We start from the raw sequence: 20,273 nt of genomic DNA on the forward strand, positions 1-20,273 counted from the left end.
TTGAGCGGCGCGCCGTGGATGAGTATAATGGCGCGCTTCCATTTTTCCCGCCCGGGAGCCCCCGCGATGCTGCGTATCAGCCAAGAAGCCCTGACCTTCGACGATATCCTCCTTGTACCTGGCTACTCCGAGGTACTGCCCAATGAAGTCAGTCTCAAGACCCGTTTGACTCGTGGCATCGAGCTGAACATTCCGCTGGTTTCCGCTGCCATGGATACCGTCACCGAAGCGCGCCTGGCCATCGCCATGGCCCAGGAAGGCGGCATCGGCATCATCCACAAGAACATGACCATCGAACAGCAGGCCGGCGAAGTGCGCAAGGTCAAGAAGTTCGAGGCTGGCGTGGTCAAGGACCCGATCACCATCGACGCCGACGCCACCGTCCGCGACCTGTTCGACCTGACCCGCCTGAACAACATCTCCGGCGTTCCGGTGCTGGCGAACGGCGACCTGGTCGGCATCGTCACCTCCCGTGACGTGCGCTTCGAAACCCGTCTGGACGCCAAGGTCCGCGAAGTGATGACGCCGAAAGAGCGTCTGGTCACCGTCCGCGAAGGCGCCGACAAGAACGAAGTCCGCGAGCTGCTGCACAAGCACCGTCTGGAAAAGGTCCTGATCGTTGACGACAAGTTCAACCTCAAGGGCATGATGACCGTCAAGGACATCGAAAAGGCCAAGGCCTACCCGCTGGCCAGCAAGGACGACCAGGGTCGCCTGCGCGTTGGCGCTGCGGTCGGCACCGGCAAGGACACCGGCGAGCGCGTTGCCGCCCTGGTAGCTGCCGGCGTTGACGTGGTGGTGGTCGACACCGCCCACGGTCACTCCAAAGGCGTGATCGACCGCGTTCGCTGGGTCAAGGAAAACTACCCGCAAGTGCAGGTGATCGGCGGCAACATCGCCACCGGCGCTGCGGCCAAGGCCCTGGCTGAAGCCGGCGCTGATGCTGTGAAGGTCGGTATCGGCCCGGGCTCGATCTGCACCACCCGTATCGTTGCCGGTGTCGGCGTGCCGCAGATCAGCGCCATCGCCAACGTCGCCGCTGCGCTGGAAGGCACTGGCGTGCCACTGATCGCCGACGGCGGTATCCGTTTCTCGGGTGATCTGTCCAAGGCCATCGTGGCCGGTGCTTCCTGCGTGATGATGGGTTCGATGTTCGCCGGTACCGAAGAAGCACCGGGCGAAGTCGAGCTGTTCCAGGGCCGTTCCTACAAGGCCTACCGCGGCATGGGCTCGCTGGGTGCCATGGCACAGGCGCAAGGCTCGTCCGACCGTTACTTCCAGGACTCCTCGGCCGGCGCCGAGAAGCTGGTACCGGAAGGCATCGAAGGCCGCGTTCCTTACAAGGGCGCCCTGGCTGCGATCATCCACCAGCTGATGGGCGGCCTGCGTTCGTCCATGGGCTACACCGGCAGCGCGACCATCGAAGAGATGCGCACCAAGCCGGAGTTCGTGCGCATCACCGGTGCCGGCATGGCCGAGTCCCACGTGCACGACGTGCAGATCACCAAAGAAGCCCCTAACTACCGCGTAGGCTGAGGCTTCAAGCAATAACCGAACGGGGCTGTCACGAACAGCCCCGCGTCGTTTCCGATTTCCACTGACGAGATTGAGTCATGGCCCTCGACATTCACGCTCACCGTATCCTGATCCTCGATTTCGGTTCCCAGTACACCCAGCTGATCGCCCGCCGCGTGCGCGAAATCGGCGTGTACTGCGAGCTGCACCCGTTCGACATGGACGATGAAGCGATCCGCGAATTCAACCCGCGCGGCATCATCCTCGCCGGCGGCCCCGAGTCGGTCCACGAAGCCAACAGCCCACGCGCTCCGCAGGCGGTGTTCGACCTGAACGTGCCGGTACTGGGCATTTGCTACGGCATGCAGACCATGGCCGAGCAGATGGGCGGCAAGGTCGAAGGTTCCGACCTGCGTGAGTTCGGTTATGCCCGCGTCGACGTGGTCGGCAAGAGCCGCCTGCTCGACGGCATCGAAGACCACGTCGACGATGACGGTGTGCTGGGCCTGGACGTGTGGATGAGCCACGGTGACAAGGTCACCCAGATGCCGGGCAACTTCCACGTGCTGGCCAGCACCCCGAGCTGCCCGATCGCCGGCATGTTCGACGACGCCCGTGGCTACTACGGCGTGCAGTTCCACCCTGAAGTGACCCACACCAAGCAGGGCGGTCGCATCCTGTCGCGCTTCGTGCAGGACATCTGCGGCTGTGAAGCCCTGTGGACCCCGTCCAACATCGTCGAAGACGCCATCGCCCAGGTGCGTGAGCAAGTCGGTTCGGCCAACGTCCTGCTGGGCCTGTCCGGCGGCGTAGACAGCTCGGTGGTTGCTGCGCTGCTGCACCGTGCCATCGGCGACCAGCTGACCTGCGTATTCGTCGACAACGGCCTGCTGCGCCTGCACGAAGGCGACCAGGTGATGGCCATGTTCAAGGAGAACATGGGCGTCAAGGTCATCCGCGCCGACGCTGAAAAGCAGTTCCTCGATAACCTGGAAGGCGAAGCGGACCCTGAGAAGAAGCGCAAGATCATCGGCCGCACGTTCATCGACGTGTTCGATGCCGAAGCCAGCAAGCTGGAGAACATCCAGTTCCTCGCCCAGGGCACCATCTACCCGGACGTGATCGAGTCGGCCGGCGCCAAAAGCGGCAAGGCCCACGTGATCAAGTCGCACCACAACGTCGGTGGCCTGCCGGAGGAAATGAACCTCAAGCTGGTCGAGCCGCTGCGTGAACTGTTCAAGGACGAAGTGCGCAAGATCGGCCTGGAGCTGGGCCTGCCGTACGACATGGTCTACCGCCACCCGTTCCCGGGCCCGGGCCTGGGCGTGCGTATCCTCGGTGAAGTGAAAAAGGAATACGCCGACATCCTGCGTCGCGCCGACCACATCTTCATCGAAGAACTGCGCAAGGCCGACTGGTACCACAAGACCAGCCAGGCATTCGTGGTATTCCAGCCGGTCAAGTCGGTGGGTGTCGTTGGCGATGGCCGTCGTTACGCCTGGGTCGTCGCACTGCGTGCCGTCGAGACCGTGGACTTCATGACCGCACGTTGGGCACACCTGCCCTACGAGCTGCTGGAAACCGTCAGCGGCCGTATCATCAACGAAATCGACGGTATCTCCCGCGTAACCTACGACGTGTCGAGCAAGCCGCCAGCGACCATCGAGTGGGAATGATCCCTACCCGCCGCTGACCGAGAAGGGCCTGCATTGCAGGCCCTTTTCTTTTGCGCCAGTGAATCTATTCACTGCCCGGAGCGTGGCCGAAATAGGCCTTGTAGGCATGGCAGAAGTTGGCGGGGTTGGCATAGCCGACCTGGTAGGCCACCTGCGAAACCTGCCAGCGCCGCTCCAGCAGCAGGCTGCGGGCCAGTTCCAGGCGTTGTTGCCGCACATACTGCAACATAGGCCGGCCAAATTCATCGCGGAATGCCCGGCGCAAGGTGGTCTCGCCCACGCCCAGCTGGCGCGCCAGGCTGGCGGCAGTGGGCGGGGCGCTCAGCTGCGCGTCGAGCAGGCGACGCGCTTCGATGGCCAGGTCCCGTAGCCCGCGATCCGGATTGTTCGTGGCGTGCGCAGGGCCGATCAGGTAGCGGGCCAGCTCCAGCACGATGGCCAGGCTCAGGCTTTCGCAATGCAGGCGCCGGAGCCCGCCAGTGTAAGGAGACAGATACAGCTGCTGCAGCAGGCGGCTCACTGCCGGGCAGTGTGGCAACTGATCGAACCGCATGCCATCTGCCGTCAAGGCCAGCAGGGGCATCAGCTGCGCTTCATCTTGGGCCAGCTCATGCAGGTAGTCACCGGCAATACGCACGCCCGCCATGCGCGCGTGGCTGGCGGCAGGCAACTGATCCTGCGCCTCCAGGCTCTCGCCGAGGCCCAGCAGGTGCAATTGGCCGGGTGTGTAGCGGTTCAGAGTGCCATCGACCTTGTGCTGCCAGGCGCCATCGAACAGTTGCACGATGCACAGGCTCTGCGGCAGCACCTTGTCGATCTTCAGCGGCTCCGGGAATTGCAGGTTGCAATCGAAGTATTGCAACCCTGCGTGTACCGTCTGCGCCCGATAATGCCCGGTGGCGCTTCCCAGTATCTGCGCCTTGCGGCTGTCCAGGACACCGGCTTCGGCGAGCGACCCTGGCCTGTCAAAGCAGAAGTCGGTGTCCAGGTAGGGGCTGTTCGATGGCATGAGCGCTAAGCATCCTTGGTTGGCGGCGGCATGAGCGCAAATGGTAACGCGTGCACATTTTCGGCAACAGCCATTGTGCGGGGCAGGCCATCTTTTGTGCGAACCGGCCACGGGGGTTGGCAGTGTCGGCGCTGCTGTTTTCAATGGTCGATCGTTTTCGCAACAGGATTGAAAAAGATGTTCGCTTATCGCAAATGGGCTGCCCTGCTGGTGGCGTTGGTGGTTTTCAGCCTGGGCCAGGCCCATGCAGAACAACGGCCGGTGGTGGCCGAACAGGTTGTTGCCTACATGGGCACGGAGGGCGTCAAGGTGTGGACGCTGCGCATTGGCGAGCGCGCTGCCAGTGAAGCATTGGTCCAGATCGAAGGCGTTGATCACGACTGGGACATGCGCATCCAGAAGATGCAGGTCGAGAAGACCGCAAAGGACACGCGTTACTCGACGACGGTGAATGGCAAGAAGTTCGTGGTACTGGTCGTTCAGGGCGGCTGGGGCGGTGAGCTGTACCTGCCTGGCGAGCCGCAACCGGTGCAGGTTGGCTATTCCGAGGGGCTTTCGCGTCAAGGCAATGCCCAGGCATTCCTGACCGATTACCTGGCCAAACAGCAGTGAACAGGGGGGAAGATTGATCATGGATAAACCTACCGATCCGCTCGCAGAGCTCTCCGGCTCGCTCGGCGAAGACTATGAGCAATCCCGTGCTGCCCAGCGCGACCGGGTCATCGCCGAACTCAAGCAGGTGATCGAGCGCGTGCCACCGCAAAGCGAGTTCACCAATTCCCGCCGTTACAAGGTCTGGGGGCCGATATTCCTGGTGGGCGCCCTGATCCTTCTGGGCGTCACCTTCAATCTGCAACGCATGGGGGCGGTCGCCGCGGGTGTGTTCATCGTCTGCATTGCCGCCGCGGTGACCTGGCAGCACCGCAACGCCGGCACCCAGGTGTTCATGCGCCTGACTCGCCGACAGCTGTTCGTCGATACGCTGGATGCCCCGGTCGATATGGCCGAAGTCGAGGACATCGCGGTCAAGGATGAAGGCTTGGTGATGGTACAGACGCTGGAAATGAGCAGCGAAGCCGCGCTGCCGAAGCATCGTGTGGTCAAGCTGCAGTTCTTCGGCAATCAGGCGATGGCACTGAAAAAACCACGACCGCAAATCCGTATCATGTCCGCTGGCCTGGCCTGTAATGGTCGCAAGCTGGACAACGAGGAAGTGCTCGCAATGCTGGCGGCCTACCGTGATGCGGCCCACGCGCAGCGGCAACTGGAGCTGATGCAGGCAGATGGATAACGCCGAGTGCGAAGCGCATCTGGCGTACCTGCAGGCACAGGCCGACGGCCCCCACGACAGCTTCGATCTGCTGGAGCGTTCGTATGGCAAGGTGCTGGCGTGCGCCATGACCGCTCTGTTGCTCTGCGCCCTGGGCGCCTGGCTGGTCTGGCTGGCGTTGCTGTTTGGCCCTCAGGCCAGCGGTGGCGTGCTGTGGCTGCTTTCGGGCTGCGGCCTTGGCCTGGTCGCTGTGGGCCTGGCCGCTCTGACCTGCGCCGCCGCGCTGTACCGCCGGCAGGACAAGCGGGTATTGAGCGTGACACCCGATACCCTGTGCTTTGCCAATGCCCAGGCACCGACGCCTCTGCATGCGTTCGACGGCTTCGAAGTCGAGCAGGGTTATTTCAGCACCCGCCTGATTTTCACGATGGCGGCCTCCAGCCTCGCCCCCGCGCTGCTTCCGACCAGTTTCAAAGGGCTGGCCTCGCCTGACGCAATCACTGTAGCCGGTGGCTTGCGCGTGCGTTTGTGGCTGTGCACACCGGTAGTGAACGGGCGTCGCCTTGACCTGCAGGCGCTGGTGGACCTGCTCTATGCGTACCTGCAGGCCGCGCAGGCCAGGCACACCCTGGCACAGCTGTTTCCGGGCGTGGCACGCGTGGGGGTAAAGGCCCCATGAAACGCCTGGGTTGGGGGCTGGTCATGCTGCTCTTGCCGCTGGCGTTGTTCGGCTGGGCCACTGTGCAGCACTGGCGGGCCGAGACGGCGCAAGAGCAGGCGCACATCACCCGGCAATGGCTGGCAGCACCCAGCGATACCCTGCTGCAGGCGCTGCCTTGGGCCGCACGCAAGCAGTTTGCCGGGCGCGTCGACACGCGCGAGGTGCTGCAGCGGCAGCTGGACGAACTCGACAACGACCGTCATTGGTTGAGCATGCGCAAGTGGATGGCCAGCGTCGGCGGCTGGCTGGCACTTGGCGCGTTGGTCGCCGGCATTGGCGCCTGGCTCAGGCTCAGGGTCGACGCCTGGCGCGCGTTGCGTTCGGCGCATTACCTGCATCAGCGCATGGCGGCCAGCTGGCGGGTGCTGGGGCGTTGGCTGAGCGCTTACATGGGCCTGCTCGCAGGCTCGCTGTGCCTTGTACTGCTCTATGAAACCAGCGCCGGCTTGAGCCATGCTGCGCAGGGTGGCTTGACCGTGCTGGTCGTGGTGCTGCCGTTGGCCTCGGTGCTGGTCGTCTGCCTGCGTACCCTCTGGCAAATGCGCCAGCAGTGGCCGCAGACGGGGCTGTCGAACGCGAGCTTTCTCGGCCGGGAGCTTGAGCGACAGGGGGCTCCGGCGCTGTGGCAGTGGGTCGAAGGCCTGGCTGCGCAGTTGCACGCGCCAGTGCCGGACCATATCGTGGTCGGCATCGACCAGGGCTTTTTCGTCACCAGCGTGCCGATTGTGCTGCAGCCCGACCACGCGGTGCTCAGCGGGCGAACCTTGTACCTGTCATTGCCATGTCTTGGTGTCCTGAGCCAGCAGGAGACCGCCGCGCTGATTGGTCATGAGCTCGGCCATTTCCGTAGCCGCGACACGGAGCAGGGCAGTGAAATCAATGCGCGCTTCAGCTTGATGTGCGCGCAGTTCTCGGCCATCGTCGACGCCGAGCGGGCCGTCGACTGGGTGGCCCGGCCAGTGGTGTGGATGGCCGGGCAGTTCTTGCACCACTTCCAGATCGCGGTTCACCACTGGGGGCGCGCGCAGGAGTTGCTGGCTGATCGGGCAGGGGCGCAAGTGAATGGCCCGAAGCTGTTCGTGCAAGCGTTGTTGCGGGCAATCGCCGTGGGCAGGGTGGTCGATGCCTTGTTGCTCGAGCGCGGCGGCGAAGGGCTGCTTGCGGCGCTGACCCAGTCCCTGCAGCGCACCCCGTTGCACCTGGACGAAGACGTGCTCGGGCTGACCATGCCCCATCCCTTCGACACGCACCCGCCGATTGCCGCGCGCCTCGACAATCTGGACGTGATGCTTGACGCCGCGCTGCTGCAGGCCGCCATGCGCGCCCCCTCTGAGCATGACCGGCACTGGTTCAACCAGCTCTGCGGGGCTCCTGCCATCAGGGTATAGAGAGACTTCACTTAATATTTCCCATTTGCAGGTGTATCGTATTCGCCCTTCATCGTCAGCCATGCTGGCAGCTTGATTGCGCAGAACGCGAGGTACCCGCACCGATGTCCTTCACCCGTCGACAAATGCTCAAAGGCCTGACCGGCCTGGTTGTGGTTGGCCTGGGCGCCGGTGGCGCGGCGCGTTACTGGCTGGGCAAGGTCGAGGACGATAACGCCGGGCATGACTACGAACTGATCGCCGCACCGCTGGACGTCGAGCTGGTGCCGGGTTTCAAGACTGAGGCCTGGGCCTTCGGCCCTTCGGCGCCGGGTACCGAGCTGCGGGTGCGCCAGGGCACTTGGCTGCGGGTGCGCTTCATCAACCACCTGCCGGTGGAAACCACTATCCATTGGCACGGCATCCGCCTGCCGCTGGAAATGGACGGCGTGCCCTATGTGTCGCAGTTGCCGGTCAAGCCGGGCGAGTACTTCGACTACAAGTTCCGCGTGCCGGATGCCGGCAGCTTTTGGTACCACCCCCACGTCAGCAGTTCCGAAGAGCTTGGGCGCGGTCTGGTCGGTCCCCTGATCGTCGAGGAGCGCGAGCCGACCGGGTTCAGGCACGAACGCACCCTCAGCCTGAAGAACTGGCACGTCGACGAGCAGGGCGGCTGGCTACCCTTCAGCATCCCCCGCGAGGCCGCACGCAACGGCACTGCCGGGCGACTGATCACCATCAATGGCCAGCCCGACGCGGTCACGGAGTTGCCGGCCGGGCAGGTGGTACGCGTGCGCGTGCTGAACCTGGACAACACCTGGACCTACCGCCTCAATCTCAAGGGCAACTGCGAAGCGAAAATCTATGCCCTCGACGGCAACCCGGTGACTCCACGGCCACTGGAGGACGAGTACTGGCTCGGCCCTGGCATGCGCATCTGCCTGGCCATCCGCATCCCCGAAGCGGGTGAGGAAGTTTCCCTGCGCGACGGTTTCGTGCGCCTGGGGACCTTGCGTTCGGTGGCCAGTACCGAAGTACCCGGCGAATGGCCCAAGGCACTGCCGGCAAACCCTATCGCCGAGCCGGACCTGGAGAATGCCGAGAAGCTCAACTTCAATTTCGAATGGGCGGCGAGCGTCTCAGTTGACAGTAATCCAGACAAACCGTCGAGCATGTGGCAGATCAACGGCCAGGCCTGGGACATCACCGACAAGACCTGCGCTGACCGGCCGATCGCCACGCTGAAGAAGGGCAAGAGCTACATATTCGAGCTGAAGAACATGACCCAGTACCAGCACCCGGTGCATCTGCACGGCATGAGTTTCAAGGTGATCGGCTCCAATCGCCGGCAAATCCCCGAGCCTTACTTCACCGACACCTATCTGTTGGGCAAGAACGAACGTGCCCAGGTCGCACTGGTGGCGGATAACCCAGGCACCTGGATGTTCCACTGCCATGTCATCGACCACATGGAAACCGGCCTGATGGCCGCGATTGCGGTGGTTTGATGCGTCCGCAGATCATCGACCGCAGCCGCGATCAGGAATTCATGCGCCTGGCACTGGCCTTGGCCGCCGAGGGCGCGGCCATGGGCGAGGTGCCGGTGGGCGCGGTGCTGGTGCAGCATGGGCAGGTGATCGGCCAGGGCTTCAACCGGCCGATCGTCGACAGCGACCCCAGCGCCCATGCCGAAATGGTCGCCATCCGCGCCGCTGCGAAGGCGGCCTGTAACTACCGGCTGCCGGGCAGCACGCTGTACGTGACCCTGGAGCCGTGCAGCATGTGCGCGGGGCTGATCGTGCATTCACGGGTGATGAGGGTGGTGTATGGCGCACTGGAGCCCAAGGCGGGCATCGTGCAGAGCCAGGGGCAGTTCTTCGGGCAGGGCTTTCTCAACCATCGGGTGATGGTGGAGGGCGGGGTGCTGGCGCGGGAGTGCGGGCAGATCCTCAGCGACTTCTTCAAGGCCCGCCGAGCCAAGAGCTAGCCTGTTCCGGCCTCTTCGCGGGCACACCAACATCACTCGCCTCAGGCCGGTGGTGTACCTGCTGGAGCGGGTTTACCCGCGAAGGGGCCGGGGCAGGCTTACATTGGCGGCGACTGATCCGCCGGCTTGTCCTTGTTCACGCCGGGCACATGCAGGTTGCCTTCGGCCACCTGGCCTTCAAGCTGCGGCTGGGTCACCCAGGTGAGGATGTCGTAGTAACGGCGGATGTTGGCGACGAAGTGCACCGGCTCGCCACCGCGGGCATAACCATACTTGGTCTGCCGGTACCACTGCTTCTGCGACAGGCGCGGCAGCATCTTCTTCACGTCCAGCCACTTGTTCGGGTTGAGCTTCTCGCGCTTGGCCAGGGTGCGGGCGTCTTCCAGGTGGCCGGTGCCGATGTTGTAGGCGGCCAGGGCGAACCAGGTGCGGTCCGGTTCCTGGATGCTGTCGTCGAGTTCTTCCTTGATCTTCATGAAGTACTTGGCGCCACCCTGGATGCTCTGCTTCGGGTCCAGGCGGTTGGACACGCCCATGGCCTGGGCCGTGCGCTGGGTCAGCATCATCAGGCCGCGTACACCAGTCTTGGAAGTGACTTCAGGCTGCCACATCGATTCCTGGTAGCCGATCGCGGCCAGCAGGCGCCAATCGACCTGTTCGACCTTGGCGTAGCTCTTGAAGTGTTTCTCGTACTTGGGCAGGCGTTGCTGCAGGTGCTGAGCGAAGGTGTAGGCGCCGACGTAGCCGAGCACGTCGACATGGCCGTAGTAACGGTCTTTCAGGCGCTGCAGGGTGCCGTTCTTCTGCGCCTTGTCGAGGAATTCGTTGATCTCGTTGAGCAAGCTGTTGTCATCACCTGCCGCCACCGCCCAGCGCTGGTCGCGGGTGTCGCCCAGGTCGAAGGCGACCCGCACGTTGGGGAAGTACACCTGGTTCATCGCCAGTTCATTGGAGTCGACCAGGGTCAGGTCGATCTGCCCTTCGTCGACCATGCGCAGCAGGTCGACCACTTCGACGGCGTCGGATTCTTCGTAGTCCAGGCCCGGATACTGTTTTTTCAGTTCGGCCAGCTGGTCGGCATGGCTACTGCCCTTGAGCACCATGATCTTCTTGCCGACCAGGCCCTTGGCGTCGGTGGGGCGCGGGCGGCCGTTGCGGTAGATGACCTGCGGGGTCACTTCCAGGTAAGGGTGCGAGTACCTGACCTGGGCCTTGCGCCGGTCGCTGCTGACCAGGCCGGCAGCCGCCAGCACCGGGCCGGAGGGTTTGCCGAGCGAATCGTAGAGTTCGTCGAGGTTGTCGGCGGTCTCGATCTGCAGCTTGACGCCGAGGTCGTCGGCGAAATGCTGGACCAGTTCGTACTCGAAGCCGGTTTCGCCGTTGCGATCCTGGAAGTAGGTAGCCGGGCTGTTGCGGGTAATGACGCGCAGCACGCCGTCCTCCTTCACGCGCTCCAGGGTGCTGGGTTTTTCAACGCAGGCACCGAGCAGCAGAAAGAGTCCGGTTGCGATTAGCCATCTGGCGCAACGCTGGCGCAAAGCAGTGTGGGCGAACATAGGTTGCAGTATACGCAAAGGACCGGCACAGCCATATCTCGACAACAGATAGCTTGTCTGGTAGCGGGTTGTGTGGTGGGGTGGGATTGCATCAAGGCCACCAGGCGCCAGACATCAGAAGGCAGGCACCCGGCAGGCAGCTGACAAGCACCCAGCAGGCCCCCCGCAAGCGCCGCAAAATCTGACCCCGAAGTCCGGTTCAGCCGCCCGGCAGCCATGGCTTAGAGCGGGTGCCGAAAGCCATCGAATTAGGCTAGAATGCACGGCCTCTAAGCACACCCCTTCCTGAGGCTGTCCCGACGATGTTGATCCTGCGCGGCGCTCCTGCCCTTTCTGCCTTTCGCCACGGTAAATTACTCGAGCAACTGAGCCAGAAAGTCCCCGCTGTTACTGGTTTGTATGCCGAATTTGCCCACTTCGCCGACGTTGACGGCGAGCTGACCGCCGACCAGCAGCAGGTGCTGGGCCGTCTGCTCAAATACGGCCCGAGCGTGCCGGTACAGGAGCCGACAGGCCGCCTGTTCCTGGTCGTGCCGCGCCTGGGCACCATCTCGCCCTGGGCCAGCAAGGCCAGCGACATCGCCCATAATTGCGGCCTGCAGTCGATCCAGCGCCTGGAGCGCGGCATCGCCTACTACGTGGCTGGCGACCTGAGCGAGGCCGATGCCGGGCTGATCGCCGCCGAACTGCACGACCGCATGACCCAGCGCGTGCTGGCCAAGCTGGAGCAGGCAGCCGACCTGTTCAGCCACGCCCAGCCCAAGCCGATGACCTCGGTCGACATCCTCGGCGGTGGTCGCGCAGCCCTGGCCCAGGCCAACATCGACCTGGGCCTGGCCCTGGCCGAAGACGAGATCGACTACCTGGTCAACGCCTTCCAGGGGCTCAAGCGCAACCCGAACGACATCGAACTGATGATGTTCGCCCAGGCCAACTCCGAGCACTGCCGCCACAAGATCTTCAACGCCAGTTGGGACATCGACGGCCAGGCTCAGGAAAAGAGCCTGTTCGGCATGATCAAGAACACCTACCAGATGCACAACGAAGGCGTTCTGTCGGCTTACAAGGACAACGCCTCGGTGATCGTCGGCAGCGTTGCCGGCCGCTTCTTCCCGAACCCTGAAACCCGCCAGTATGGCGCGGTGCAGGAGCCGGTGCACATCCTGATGAAGGTCGAGACGCACAACCACCCGACGGCCATCGCCCCGTTCTCCGGCGCTTCCACCGGTTCCGGCGGCGAGATCCGCGACGAAGGCGCGACCGGCCGTGGCGCCAAGCCAAAGGCCGGCCTGACCGGCTTCACCGTGTCCAACCTGCGCATCCCGGGCTTTGAACAGCCATGGGAGCAGGCCTACGGCAAACCTGAGCGCATCGTCGACGCCCTCGACATCATGATCGAAGGCCCGCTGGGCGGTGCCGCGTTCAACAACGAATTCGGTCGCCCGGCCCTGACCGGCTACTTCCGTACCTTCGAGCAAGCCATCGACACCCCGCACGGCGAGGAAGTGCGCGGCTACCACAAGCCGATCATGCTTGCCGGCGGCATGGGCAACATCCGTGAAGGCCACGTACAGAAAGGCGAGATCACCGTCGGCGCCAAGCTGATCGTGCTCGGTGGCCCGGCCATGCTGATCGGCCTGGGTGGCGGCGCCGCCTCGTCGGTGGCCACCGGTGCCAGCTCGGCAGACCTGGACTTCGCCTCGGTGCAGCGCGAAAACCCTGAAATGGAGCGCCGTTGCCAGGAAGTCATCGACCGCTGCTGGCAGCTGGGCGACAAGAACCCGATCGCCTTCATCCACGACGTGGGCGCCGGTGGCATTTCCAACGCCTTCCCTGAACTGGTCAACGACGGTGGCCGTGGCGGCCGCTTCGAACTGCGCAACGTGCCCAACGACGAGCCGGGCATGGCCCCGCACGAAATCTGGAGCAACGAATCGCAAGAGCGTTATGTGCTGGCCGTCAGCGCCGTCGATTTCGAGCGCTTCCAGGCCATCTGCGAACGTGAGCGTTGCCCGTTCGCCGTCGTCGGTGAAGCGACTGAAGAGCCGCACCTGACCGTCAGCGACAGCCACTTCGGCAACACCCCGGTGGACATGCCGCTCGACGTGCTGCTGGGCAAGCCGCCGCGCATGCACCGCTCGGTCACCCGCGAAGCCGAACTGGGCGATGATTTCGACCCGAGCCAGCTGGACCTGGACGCTGCCGTGCAGCGCGTGCTCAGCCACCCGGCCGTGGCCAGCAAGAGCTTCCTGATCACCATCGGCGACCGCACCATCACCGGCCTGGTTGCCCGCGACCAGATGGTCGGCCCGTGGCAGGTCCCGGTAGCCGACTGCGCGGTCACCGCCACCAGCTTCGACGTCTACACCGGCGAAGCCATGGCCATGGGCGAGCGCACCCCGCTGGCGCTGCTGGATGCCCCGGCTTCCGGGCGCATGGCAATCGGCGAGACCATCACCAACCTGGCTGCTGCGCGCATTGAAAAGCTGTCCGACATCAAACTGTCGGCCAACTGGATGTCCGCCGCTGGCCACCCAGGTGAAGACGCGCGCCTGTACGACACCGTCAAGGCTGTCGGCATGGAGCTGTGCCCGGAGCTGGGCATCACCATTCCGGTCGGCAAAGACTCGATGTCGATGAAGACCAAGTGGAGCGAAGAGGGCGTCGAGAAGAGCGTCACCTCGCCGATGTCGCTGATCATCACCGGCTTCGCCCCGGTCACCGACATCCGCCAGACCCTGACCCCGCAACTGCGCATGGACAAGGGCGAGACCGACCTGATCCTGATCGACCTGGGCCGCGGCAAGAACCGCATGGGCGCCTCGATCCTGGCCCAGACCTACGGCAAGATCGCTGCCCAGGCACCGGACGTCGACGACGCCGAAGACCTCAAGGCGTTCTTCGCCGTGATCCAGGGCCTGAACGCCGACGGCCACCTGCTGGCCTACCACGACCGTTCCGACGGCGGCCTGCTGACCACCGTGCTGGAAATGGCCTTCGCCGGCCATTGCGGCCTTGACCTGCAACTCGACCCGCTGACCGACAGCAAGGCCGATGTGGCCGCGATCCTCTTCAACGAAGAGCTGGGTGCGGTCATCCAGGTTCGCCAGGATGCCACCCCGGACGTACTGGCACAGTTCAGCGCTGCAGGCCTGGGCGAAGAGTGCGTCGCAGTGATCGGCAAGCCGATCAACAACGGCGAAGTCTCCATCAGCCTCAATGGTGAAGTGCTGTTCGACGACGATCGGCGCATGCTGCAGCGCCAGTGGGCTGAAACCAGCTATCAGATCCAGCGCCTGCGCGACAACGCCGACTGCGCCGACCAGGAATTCGACCTGCTGCTGGAGGAAGACAACCCTGGCCTGTCGGTCAAGCTGGGCTACGACGTCAACGACGACGTTGCCGCGCCCTACATCAAGAAGGGCGTGCGCCCGCAAGTGGCGATCCTGCGCGAGCAGGGCGTCAACGGCCAGGTCGAGATGGCTGCCGCCTTCGACCGCGCAGGCTTTGCTGCGATCGACGTGCACATGAGCGACATCCTCGCTGGCCGGGTCGACTTCGAAGCCTTCAAGGGCCTGGTCGCCTGCGGTGGCTTCTCCTACGGCGACGTGCTCGGTGCTGGTGAGGGCTGGGCCAAGTCGGCGCTGTTCAACAGCCGCGCCCGCGATGCCTTCCAGGCCTTCTTCGAGCGTAGCGACAGCTTCGCCCTGGGCGTGTGCAACGGTTGCCAGATGATGTCCAACCTGCACGAGCTGATCCCGGGCACCGAGCACTGGCCGCACTTCGTGCGCAACCGCTCGGAGCAGTTCGAGGCGCGCGTGGCCATGGTCGAGGTGCAGAAGTCCAACTCGATCTTCCTGCAGGGCATGGCCGGTTCGCGCATGCCGATCGCCATCGCTCATGGTGAAGGCCATGCCGAGTTCGCCAGCGAAGAGGCACTGCTGGCAGCCGACGTTTCCGGCTGCGTGGCGCTGCGCTACGTCGACAACCACGGCAAGGTCACCGAAGCCTACCCGGCCAACCCGAACGGCTCGCCGCGTGGTATCACCGGCCTGACCAGCCGCGACGGCCGTGTGACCATCATGATGCCGCACCCAGAGCGTATGTTCCGCGCCGTGCAGAACTCCTGGCGCCCGGATGAGTGGCAGGAAGACGCCGCGCTGATGCGTATGTTCCGCAATGCACGGGTGTGGGTGAACTAAGGCGTGTACAAGCTCGCCTTCTTCGTCCCGGCCAGCCACGTTGAAGCGGTCAAGGCCGCCGTGTTCGCCGCCGGTGGCGGGCGAATCGGCGGCTACGATCACTGCGCCTGGCAAACCCTTGGCCAGGGCCAGTTTCGCCCGTTGGACGGCAGCCAGCCGTTCCTCGGGCAAACCGGGCGGGTAGAGGTTGTCGAAGAATGGAAGGTAGAGATGGTGGTCGCCGACGAGCTGATCGTCCCGGTGGTCGCTGCGTTAAGGCACGCTCACCCGTATGAGACGCCCGCGTACGAGGTGTATTTGTTAGCTGATTTCTGAACCCCCGCAAAGGCCCTGACAGTATCCAGTCAGGGCCTTTTGCTTTTTGGGCATGCGGTTGAATGTTTATGAGATGGGCAGAAGCGTTCTGAGGGTCTCGGAGTATTTGATGACCGTGTAGTTGTCATCATTACCCAGCGATTGCAGACGCCTGAGCGAAGCTTCAAGCTCTTCTCTACGGCGCTGCATGAGGCGGGTCGGGCTGCAGGCCTCCTCGATCTTGTCCGGATTGGCTTGCGCCCACTGCTTGACTATCGAGTCGTGCCAACCGGTGTCATTGGGGTGAACGAAGTAACTGCTTGCCAGATGTGAAGGGACCCTTTGGTTGTTCCCGTCCCAGGACTCCTTCACCGCTCTTGCCACTCGCTCGACGGCGTCGTGCGCCAGCAGGGCAGCCAAGTCATGCAGCGGATGGGTCGCATGGTCCTTGGCAAGCTGAGAGTGGGTGACGATTGCGCTTTCATCGACATTCGGGTCACTGTCCAGCGCAACCTGGAGTGTACCCATCTGGTCGCCTGCCCATGACGCCAACTTCTGCATGAGCCAATTCTTGGCATAACTGATGGCATTGAGTGGCAGGTCGCGGACCCAAAGGGCCGCTCGTACCTGGTTGAACAACGGGTTTTTCGCGGCGATGTCACGTTGGTCAAGGGTGAACTTGAAGGCTTGCGCGATTTCAGGAACATTGGTGTCATCGAGCAAAATCAACAGCGCCCGCTCGTTTTCGCTGCGCTCATGTTCATCTATTGGCCGGAAGGCAAGGGATTCGGTGGGGAAGAGTATTCTCGCCAAGGGTTCGGCCAGGCTGCCAATGACGTCGAGCCCACTGAATCGGCCGGTTACCACCGGGCATGGGTGCCTGGCGCCGATGAGGTCGACTGACCACGTGGCAACGTCTGCATACCCTGCTTTGCGCAAACACAGCTCGGCATAGTTGGAATGGGCGAACAAATCTTCGAGCACATGCAGTGCTTCACCGAGGTTACGCATGCCAGTGGCTGTCATGCCCGCTGTTTTTGCGGCATCCAGCCTGTCCATCATGTAGCTGACCCCCGGCTTGAAGTAGCTCATGGTCCAATGCTCGGGGTCGATGCTGTTGAGCGGGTCGTCGCGAAACACCAGCGGCTCGAATTCTGCATCGACGGTACGAGGATCGAGGGGATCTTCGTCGAGGTTGATCGGGTTGTCGATATGTTGCGAAGGCCGGTAAACCCCGAGCAGTTCAGGTGTGACGGTGTAGTCCTGGCGGCCTTGGGGGTCGGTTTGCAAACTGTGAAACTTCTTCAGTGCCATCCAGTCGACCAGCATGGTCAGTGCCTGCCGGGTGAACAGGGCGGGGAATTTGGGTGTCGCTTCGGGCCTGCGAATGACCTTGGGATCGATAAGCTGTGAGTAATCGCGCAGCCAGTTACCGAAGTAGATGGCCAGGCACTGGTCGTCGTTGAAGCCGACGCGGGTCAGGGCCGTTTTGCCTATGGTCTCGTGTGCATGCGACTCAAGGTCTTCCGCTTCAGCGGCGAAGCGCTTGCGGCGCCGTGCTTGCTCAGGTGGTGCCGGAGCGTCCTCAAGCGGCGGCAGCGTCAGCGAAAGGGGGCCGTCGTACTGAGCGCTGGTGTAATTGGCAAACGTTTCTCCGTTTTCAGGAACACGGTCGAAGTAGGTCATTATGGCTGCATAACGACTCGCAAATTCGGGCTGGACCTCTTCCATGGCGGGCTCGGCACCCTCCAGTTCCTCAAAGTCCTCGCGCAGGACTGCGTCTATGTGCAAGCCAAACCCTTCGATCAGTGCAATGAGCAACGCCGGTGTGCCGTCGGCTTGCTCCAGTGCCTGTTCAACTGTTGTGCGATCGACCACGATAGTGCGGGTTTCACTGTCGTAGGTGGTAATCGCCGCCTCGAGATTCGCCACGCGATACCCAGGGTTGGCCAGGGTTCCGGACATGAGCGCCTCTTTGAGCCTGCGCAACGATGCGACGGGGGTATTGGCGGCGAATACGGGCAGTAGCGTCTGAGCAAACAGAAGCTCGCTGGATGACGCTGCGAACCGCTTCAACTGGTCCAGTGCGTAGGTGCTGACGAGCGTCGAGGTGCTATCGCTGTTTTCGGTGGTCATGGCCATTCTCACAGAGTGTTGGGAATGGCCATGCTGAGTGGTTGGCCGATGGCTAATGCAGCAGGAATTTCTCTCATGCATGGCTCAAGGGGTATCGGGATGTTTGAGCACAGCGCCGCACGCCAGTAACCCCACCTCGAACAGCACCCACATCGGCACCGCCAGCAGGGTCTGTGAAAACACATCCGGCGGCGTCAGAATCATCCCCACCACAAAGCAGCCGACGATCACGTAGGGCCTGCTGTGCCGTAACGTGGCCACATCGGCCAACCCCACCCAGACCACGATGAAGGTCGCCACCGGGATCTCGAAGGCCAGGCCGAACGCCAGGAACAGCGCCAGGATGAAGTCCAGGTACTGGCTGATGTCGGTCATCATCGCCACGCCGTCCGGCGTCACGCTGGCAAAGAAGCCGAACATCATCGGGAACACCAGGTAGAACGCGAAGGCCATGCCGGCATAGAACAGCACGATGCTCGACACCAGCAACGGCAGGGCGATGCGCCGCTCGCGGCGGTACAGGCCAGGGGCGAGAAACCCCCAGGCCTGGTGCAGCAACAGCGGCATGGCGACGAACAGCGCACACATCGCCGTCAGCTTGAATGGCGTGAGGAACGGCGAGGTGACGCTGGTGGCGATCATGCTGGCGCCTTCCGGCAGGAAGCGGCGCAGCGGCTCGGAGATCAGTGTGTAAAGTTGCTGGGCGAAGGGGAACAGGCCGGCGAACACCACCGCCAGCAACAACAGGCAGCGCACCAGGCGTTTGCGCAGGTCACGCAGGTGCTCGGTCAACGGCATGCGTGCCGCTGGGTCCACGGCGATGCTCATGGGGTGTTCTCCCGGGCGACGGTGGCGGAGACGCTGTCATTGGCCGGTTCCGCCTTGAGGCTGATGCCCTGGCGTATTTCCTGCTCCAGGCGTTGCAAGGGGGCGCTGTCCAGGCTGGGCATATCGATCTCCCGCTCCATCTGTGCACGCAAACCGTTCATTGCCCGGCGTGCCTGGCCCAGCCCGCGGCCCAAGGTACGTGCCGCGACCGGCAGGCGCTCCGGGCCAAGCACCAACAGCGCGACGATACCTACCAGCAAGAGTTCGCTGAAGCCAATGTCGAACATCAGGCTTGGCGATCCGCTTGCGGCTGCTGTGCGGCCTGAGCGGTTACCGGTGGCTGCTGTTGGATGTGAGTGGCGCCTGGCGCGTTGACGTCCTGGTCGCCGCCCATGGACTTGCGAAAGCCCTGGATCGCTTCACCGACATCGCTGCCCAGGCCCTTGAGCCGCTTGGTGCCAAACAGCAAAAACACGATCAGCAGTACGATCACCAGTTGCCAGATTCCGATGCCACCCATTTCGACCACTCCTGTAAGGCCATGAAAATGAAGGCCAATCCTGCCGCGTGCAGATGACGCCCATATGACTGCAAGGCCATTGCAACCTGGCTGCAACAACCCGCGTGTTGACTGGCGCTTTCATCGAGGAAAAGGATGCGCGCAGATGTACGGCAAGCGACAGCAGGGTGCGGCACTGCTGATGGTGATGGTGGTGCTGGCCATGCTCGCCGCCGGCATGGCCTGGCTGGTAGAGGATGGCCGCCGTCAGGTGGATGAGGTGCAGCTGTTGCGCCAGCGGGTGCAGGTGCGGGCGATGGAACAGGCCGGCCTGGCGTATGCCGAACAGGCCCTGCGTGACCCTGCCTGGCGGCTCAGCCCGCTGTTCTGGCAAGCCTTGCGCGGGCAACCGCTGAAATACGATTTCGGTGCCGGGCAGGCGCAGTTGCGGGTGCGTGATCAGCACACCTGCTTCAATGTGAATGCGCTGCTGGGGGCCGATGGCGAGCGTGCCGAGCGCCAGCTCAAGCACCTGCTGGGTGATGACATGGCCGCCGAACGCCTGGTCGATGCGCTGGCCGACTGGCTCGACAGTGACAGCGACGCCCGCCTGCAGGGCGCCGAAAGCGCCCAGTACCTGCGCCAGCAACCGCCACGGCTGGCCGCCAACCAGCCGATGCTCGATACCAGCGAACTGAACCTGCTGCTGGAGCCGGATGCTACCCGCCAGCGTCGCTACCCGATGCTGTGCGCCTTGCCGCAGACCACAGGCTGGCGCCTGAATGCCAATGCCTTGTGGGTGGAGCACTTGCCGCTGCTCGATGCGCTGTATGAGGGGCGTTATCCGCGGTCGTTGCTTGGCCGCATCATCAGTGGCCGGCCGGCGTCGGGGTATGAAGATGCCCCGGCGTTGCGCCAGGCGCTGGGGGCGGTGGATGACGAGACGTTCGAGCGGTTGAGCGAAGGGTTGCTGCTCAACAGTGGGCATTACCTGTTGCAGCTGTCGTTCGAGGAACAGGGCAGGGTGATGCGCAGTGAGTTTCAGGTGGAGGCGTTAGGCGTGGTGCAGTGGCATGCCCGGGTGCCGGCGCAACAAGTGCGGGTGCGCAGCCGGGAGCCGATGGCTTGGTAACCTGTACCGGCCTCTTCGCGGGCTTGCCCGCTCCCACAGGAACCCCGCAGACCTTGAAGGATGTGCAACACCTGTGGGAGC

The 20,273-nt window shown here is 63.5% G+C and carries 17 protein-coding genes; 11 read left to right on the forward strand and 6 right to left on the reverse strand.

Annotated features, from left to right (window positions below):
* Positions 1-66 precede the first annotated feature (66 nt).
* Complete coding sequence (guaB, locus tag APH33_RS16850) at positions 67-1,536, forward strand: IMP dehydrogenase (protein WP_054886233.1); 1,470 nt, start codon at positions 67-69, stop codon at positions 1,534-1,536.
* A 77-nt stretch (positions 1,537-1,613) separates the two neighbouring features.
* Positions 1,614-3,191 (forward strand): glutamine-hydrolyzing GMP synthase, encoded by a 1,578-nt coding sequence (guaA, locus tag APH33_RS16855; protein ID WP_054886234.1) that lies wholly within the window; start codon positions 1,614-1,616, stop codon positions 3,189-3,191.
* Positions 3,192-3,255: 64 nt separating this feature from the next.
* On the opposite strand, the gene APH33_RS16860 is transcribed toward guaA, so the two are convergent.
* On the reverse strand, positions 3,256-4,200 hold the full coding sequence (locus tag APH33_RS16860) for an AraC family transcriptional regulator (protein ID WP_054886235.1): 945 nt from the start codon (positions 4,198-4,200) through the stop codon (positions 3,256-3,258).
* A 177-nt stretch (positions 4,201-4,377) separates the two neighbouring features.
* Between APH33_RS16860 and APH33_RS16865 the strand changes: the two genes are divergently transcribed.
* The 6 genes from APH33_RS16865 (at position 4,378) to tadA (ending at position 9,545) form a co-directional block, all read left to right on the forward strand.
* Complete coding sequence (locus tag APH33_RS16865; RefSeq protein WP_054886236.1) at positions 4,378-4,812, forward strand: hypothetical protein; 435 nt, start codon at positions 4,378-4,380, stop codon at positions 4,810-4,812.
* Positions 4,813-4,831: 19 nt separating this feature from the next.
* The gene (locus APH33_RS16870; protein ID WP_054886237.1) at positions 4,832-5,491 is read left to right on the forward strand and encodes a hypothetical protein; all 660 of its coding nucleotides are present in this window, start codon (positions 4,832-4,834) and stop codon (positions 5,489-5,491) included.
* Positions 5,484-6,149, forward strand: coding sequence for a hypothetical protein (locus tag APH33_RS16875; protein WP_054886238.1), 666 nt, complete (start codon positions 5,484-5,486; stop codon positions 6,147-6,149). The genes APH33_RS16870 and APH33_RS16875 overlap by 8 nt, the downstream gene beginning before the upstream one ends.
* Positions 6,146-7,579 (forward strand): M48 family metallopeptidase, encoded by a 1,434-nt coding sequence (locus APH33_RS16880; protein WP_054886239.1) that lies wholly within the window; start codon positions 6,146-6,148, stop codon positions 7,577-7,579. Before APH33_RS16875 ends, APH33_RS16880 begins: the two co-directional genes overlap by 4 nt.
* Before the next feature lie 104 nt (positions 7,580-7,683).
* Positions 7,684-9,066 carry a multicopper oxidase family protein gene (locus APH33_RS16885; protein ID WP_054886240.1) on the forward strand — a complete coding sequence of 461 codons (1,383 nt, stop codon included), beginning with the start codon at positions 7,684-7,686 and terminating at the stop codon, positions 9,064-9,066.
* Positions 9,066-9,545, forward strand: a complete 480-nt coding sequence (gene tadA / locus APH33_RS16890; RefSeq protein ID WP_054886241.1) for a tRNA adenosine(34) deaminase TadA — start codon at positions 9,066-9,068, stop codon at positions 9,543-9,545. Before APH33_RS16885 ends, tadA begins: the two co-directional genes overlap by 1 nt.
* A 98-nt stretch (positions 9,546-9,643) precedes the next feature.
* Here tadA and mltF read toward each other — a convergent pair whose 3' ends face one another.
* Complete coding sequence (mltF, locus tag APH33_RS16895) at positions 9,644-11,101, reverse strand: membrane-bound lytic murein transglycosylase MltF (RefSeq protein ID WP_054886242.1); 1,458 nt, start codon at positions 11,099-11,101, stop codon at positions 9,644-9,646.
* A gap of 302 nt (positions 11,102-11,403) precedes the next feature.
* Between mltF and purL the strand changes: the two genes are divergently transcribed.
* Both purL and APH33_RS16905 read left to right on the forward strand, forming a co-directional pair.
* Positions 11,404-15,303, forward strand: coding sequence for a phosphoribosylformylglycinamidine synthase (purL, locus tag APH33_RS16900; RefSeq protein ID WP_054886243.1), 3,900 nt, complete (start codon positions 11,404-11,406; stop codon positions 15,301-15,303).
* 3 nt (positions 15,304-15,306) lie between these two features.
* On the forward strand, positions 15,307-15,618 hold the full coding sequence (locus APH33_RS16905; protein WP_054886244.1) for a hypothetical protein: 312 nt from the start codon (positions 15,307-15,309) through the stop codon (positions 15,616-15,618).
* Positions 15,619-15,684: 66 nt separating this feature from the next.
* Here APH33_RS16905 and APH33_RS16910 read toward each other — a convergent pair whose 3' ends face one another.
* The 4 genes from APH33_RS16910 to tatA form a co-directional block, all read right to left on the reverse strand.
* Positions 15,685-17,733 carry an HET-C-related protein gene (locus APH33_RS16910; protein WP_054886245.1) on the reverse strand — a complete coding sequence of 683 codons (2,049 nt, stop codon included), beginning with the start codon at positions 17,731-17,733 and terminating at the stop codon, positions 15,685-15,687.
* Between the two features lie 84 nt (positions 17,734-17,817).
* Complete coding sequence (tatC, locus tag APH33_RS16915) at positions 17,818-18,561, reverse strand: twin-arginine translocase subunit TatC (protein WP_054886246.1); 744 nt, start codon at positions 18,559-18,561, stop codon at positions 17,818-17,820.
* Positions 18,558-18,848 (reverse strand): Sec-independent protein translocase protein TatB, encoded by a 291-nt coding sequence (gene tatB, locus APH33_RS16920; protein WP_054886247.1) that lies wholly within the window; start codon positions 18,846-18,848, stop codon positions 18,558-18,560. The genes tatC and tatB overlap by 4 nt, the downstream gene beginning before the upstream one ends.
* Complete coding sequence (tatA, locus tag APH33_RS16925; RefSeq protein ID WP_054886248.1) at positions 18,848-19,081, reverse strand: twin-arginine translocase TatA/TatE family subunit; 234 nt, start codon at positions 19,079-19,081, stop codon at positions 18,848-18,850. Before tatA ends, tatB begins: the two co-directional genes overlap by 1 nt.
* Positions 19,082-19,226: 145 nt before the next feature.
* On the opposite strand from tatA, the gene gspK reads away from it, so the two are divergent.
* On the forward strand, positions 19,227-20,192 hold the full coding sequence (gene gspK, locus APH33_RS16930) for a type II secretion system minor pseudopilin GspK (protein ID WP_054886249.1): 966 nt from the start codon (positions 19,227-19,229) through the stop codon (positions 20,190-20,192).
* Positions 20,193-20,273 lie beyond the last annotated feature (81 nt).

It is taken from the genome of Pseudomonas sp. NBRC 111130 (assembly GCF_001320485.1).
Classification (GTDB): domain Bacteria; phylum Pseudomonadota; class Gammaproteobacteria; order Pseudomonadales; family Pseudomonadaceae; genus Aquipseudomonas; species Aquipseudomonas vlassakiae.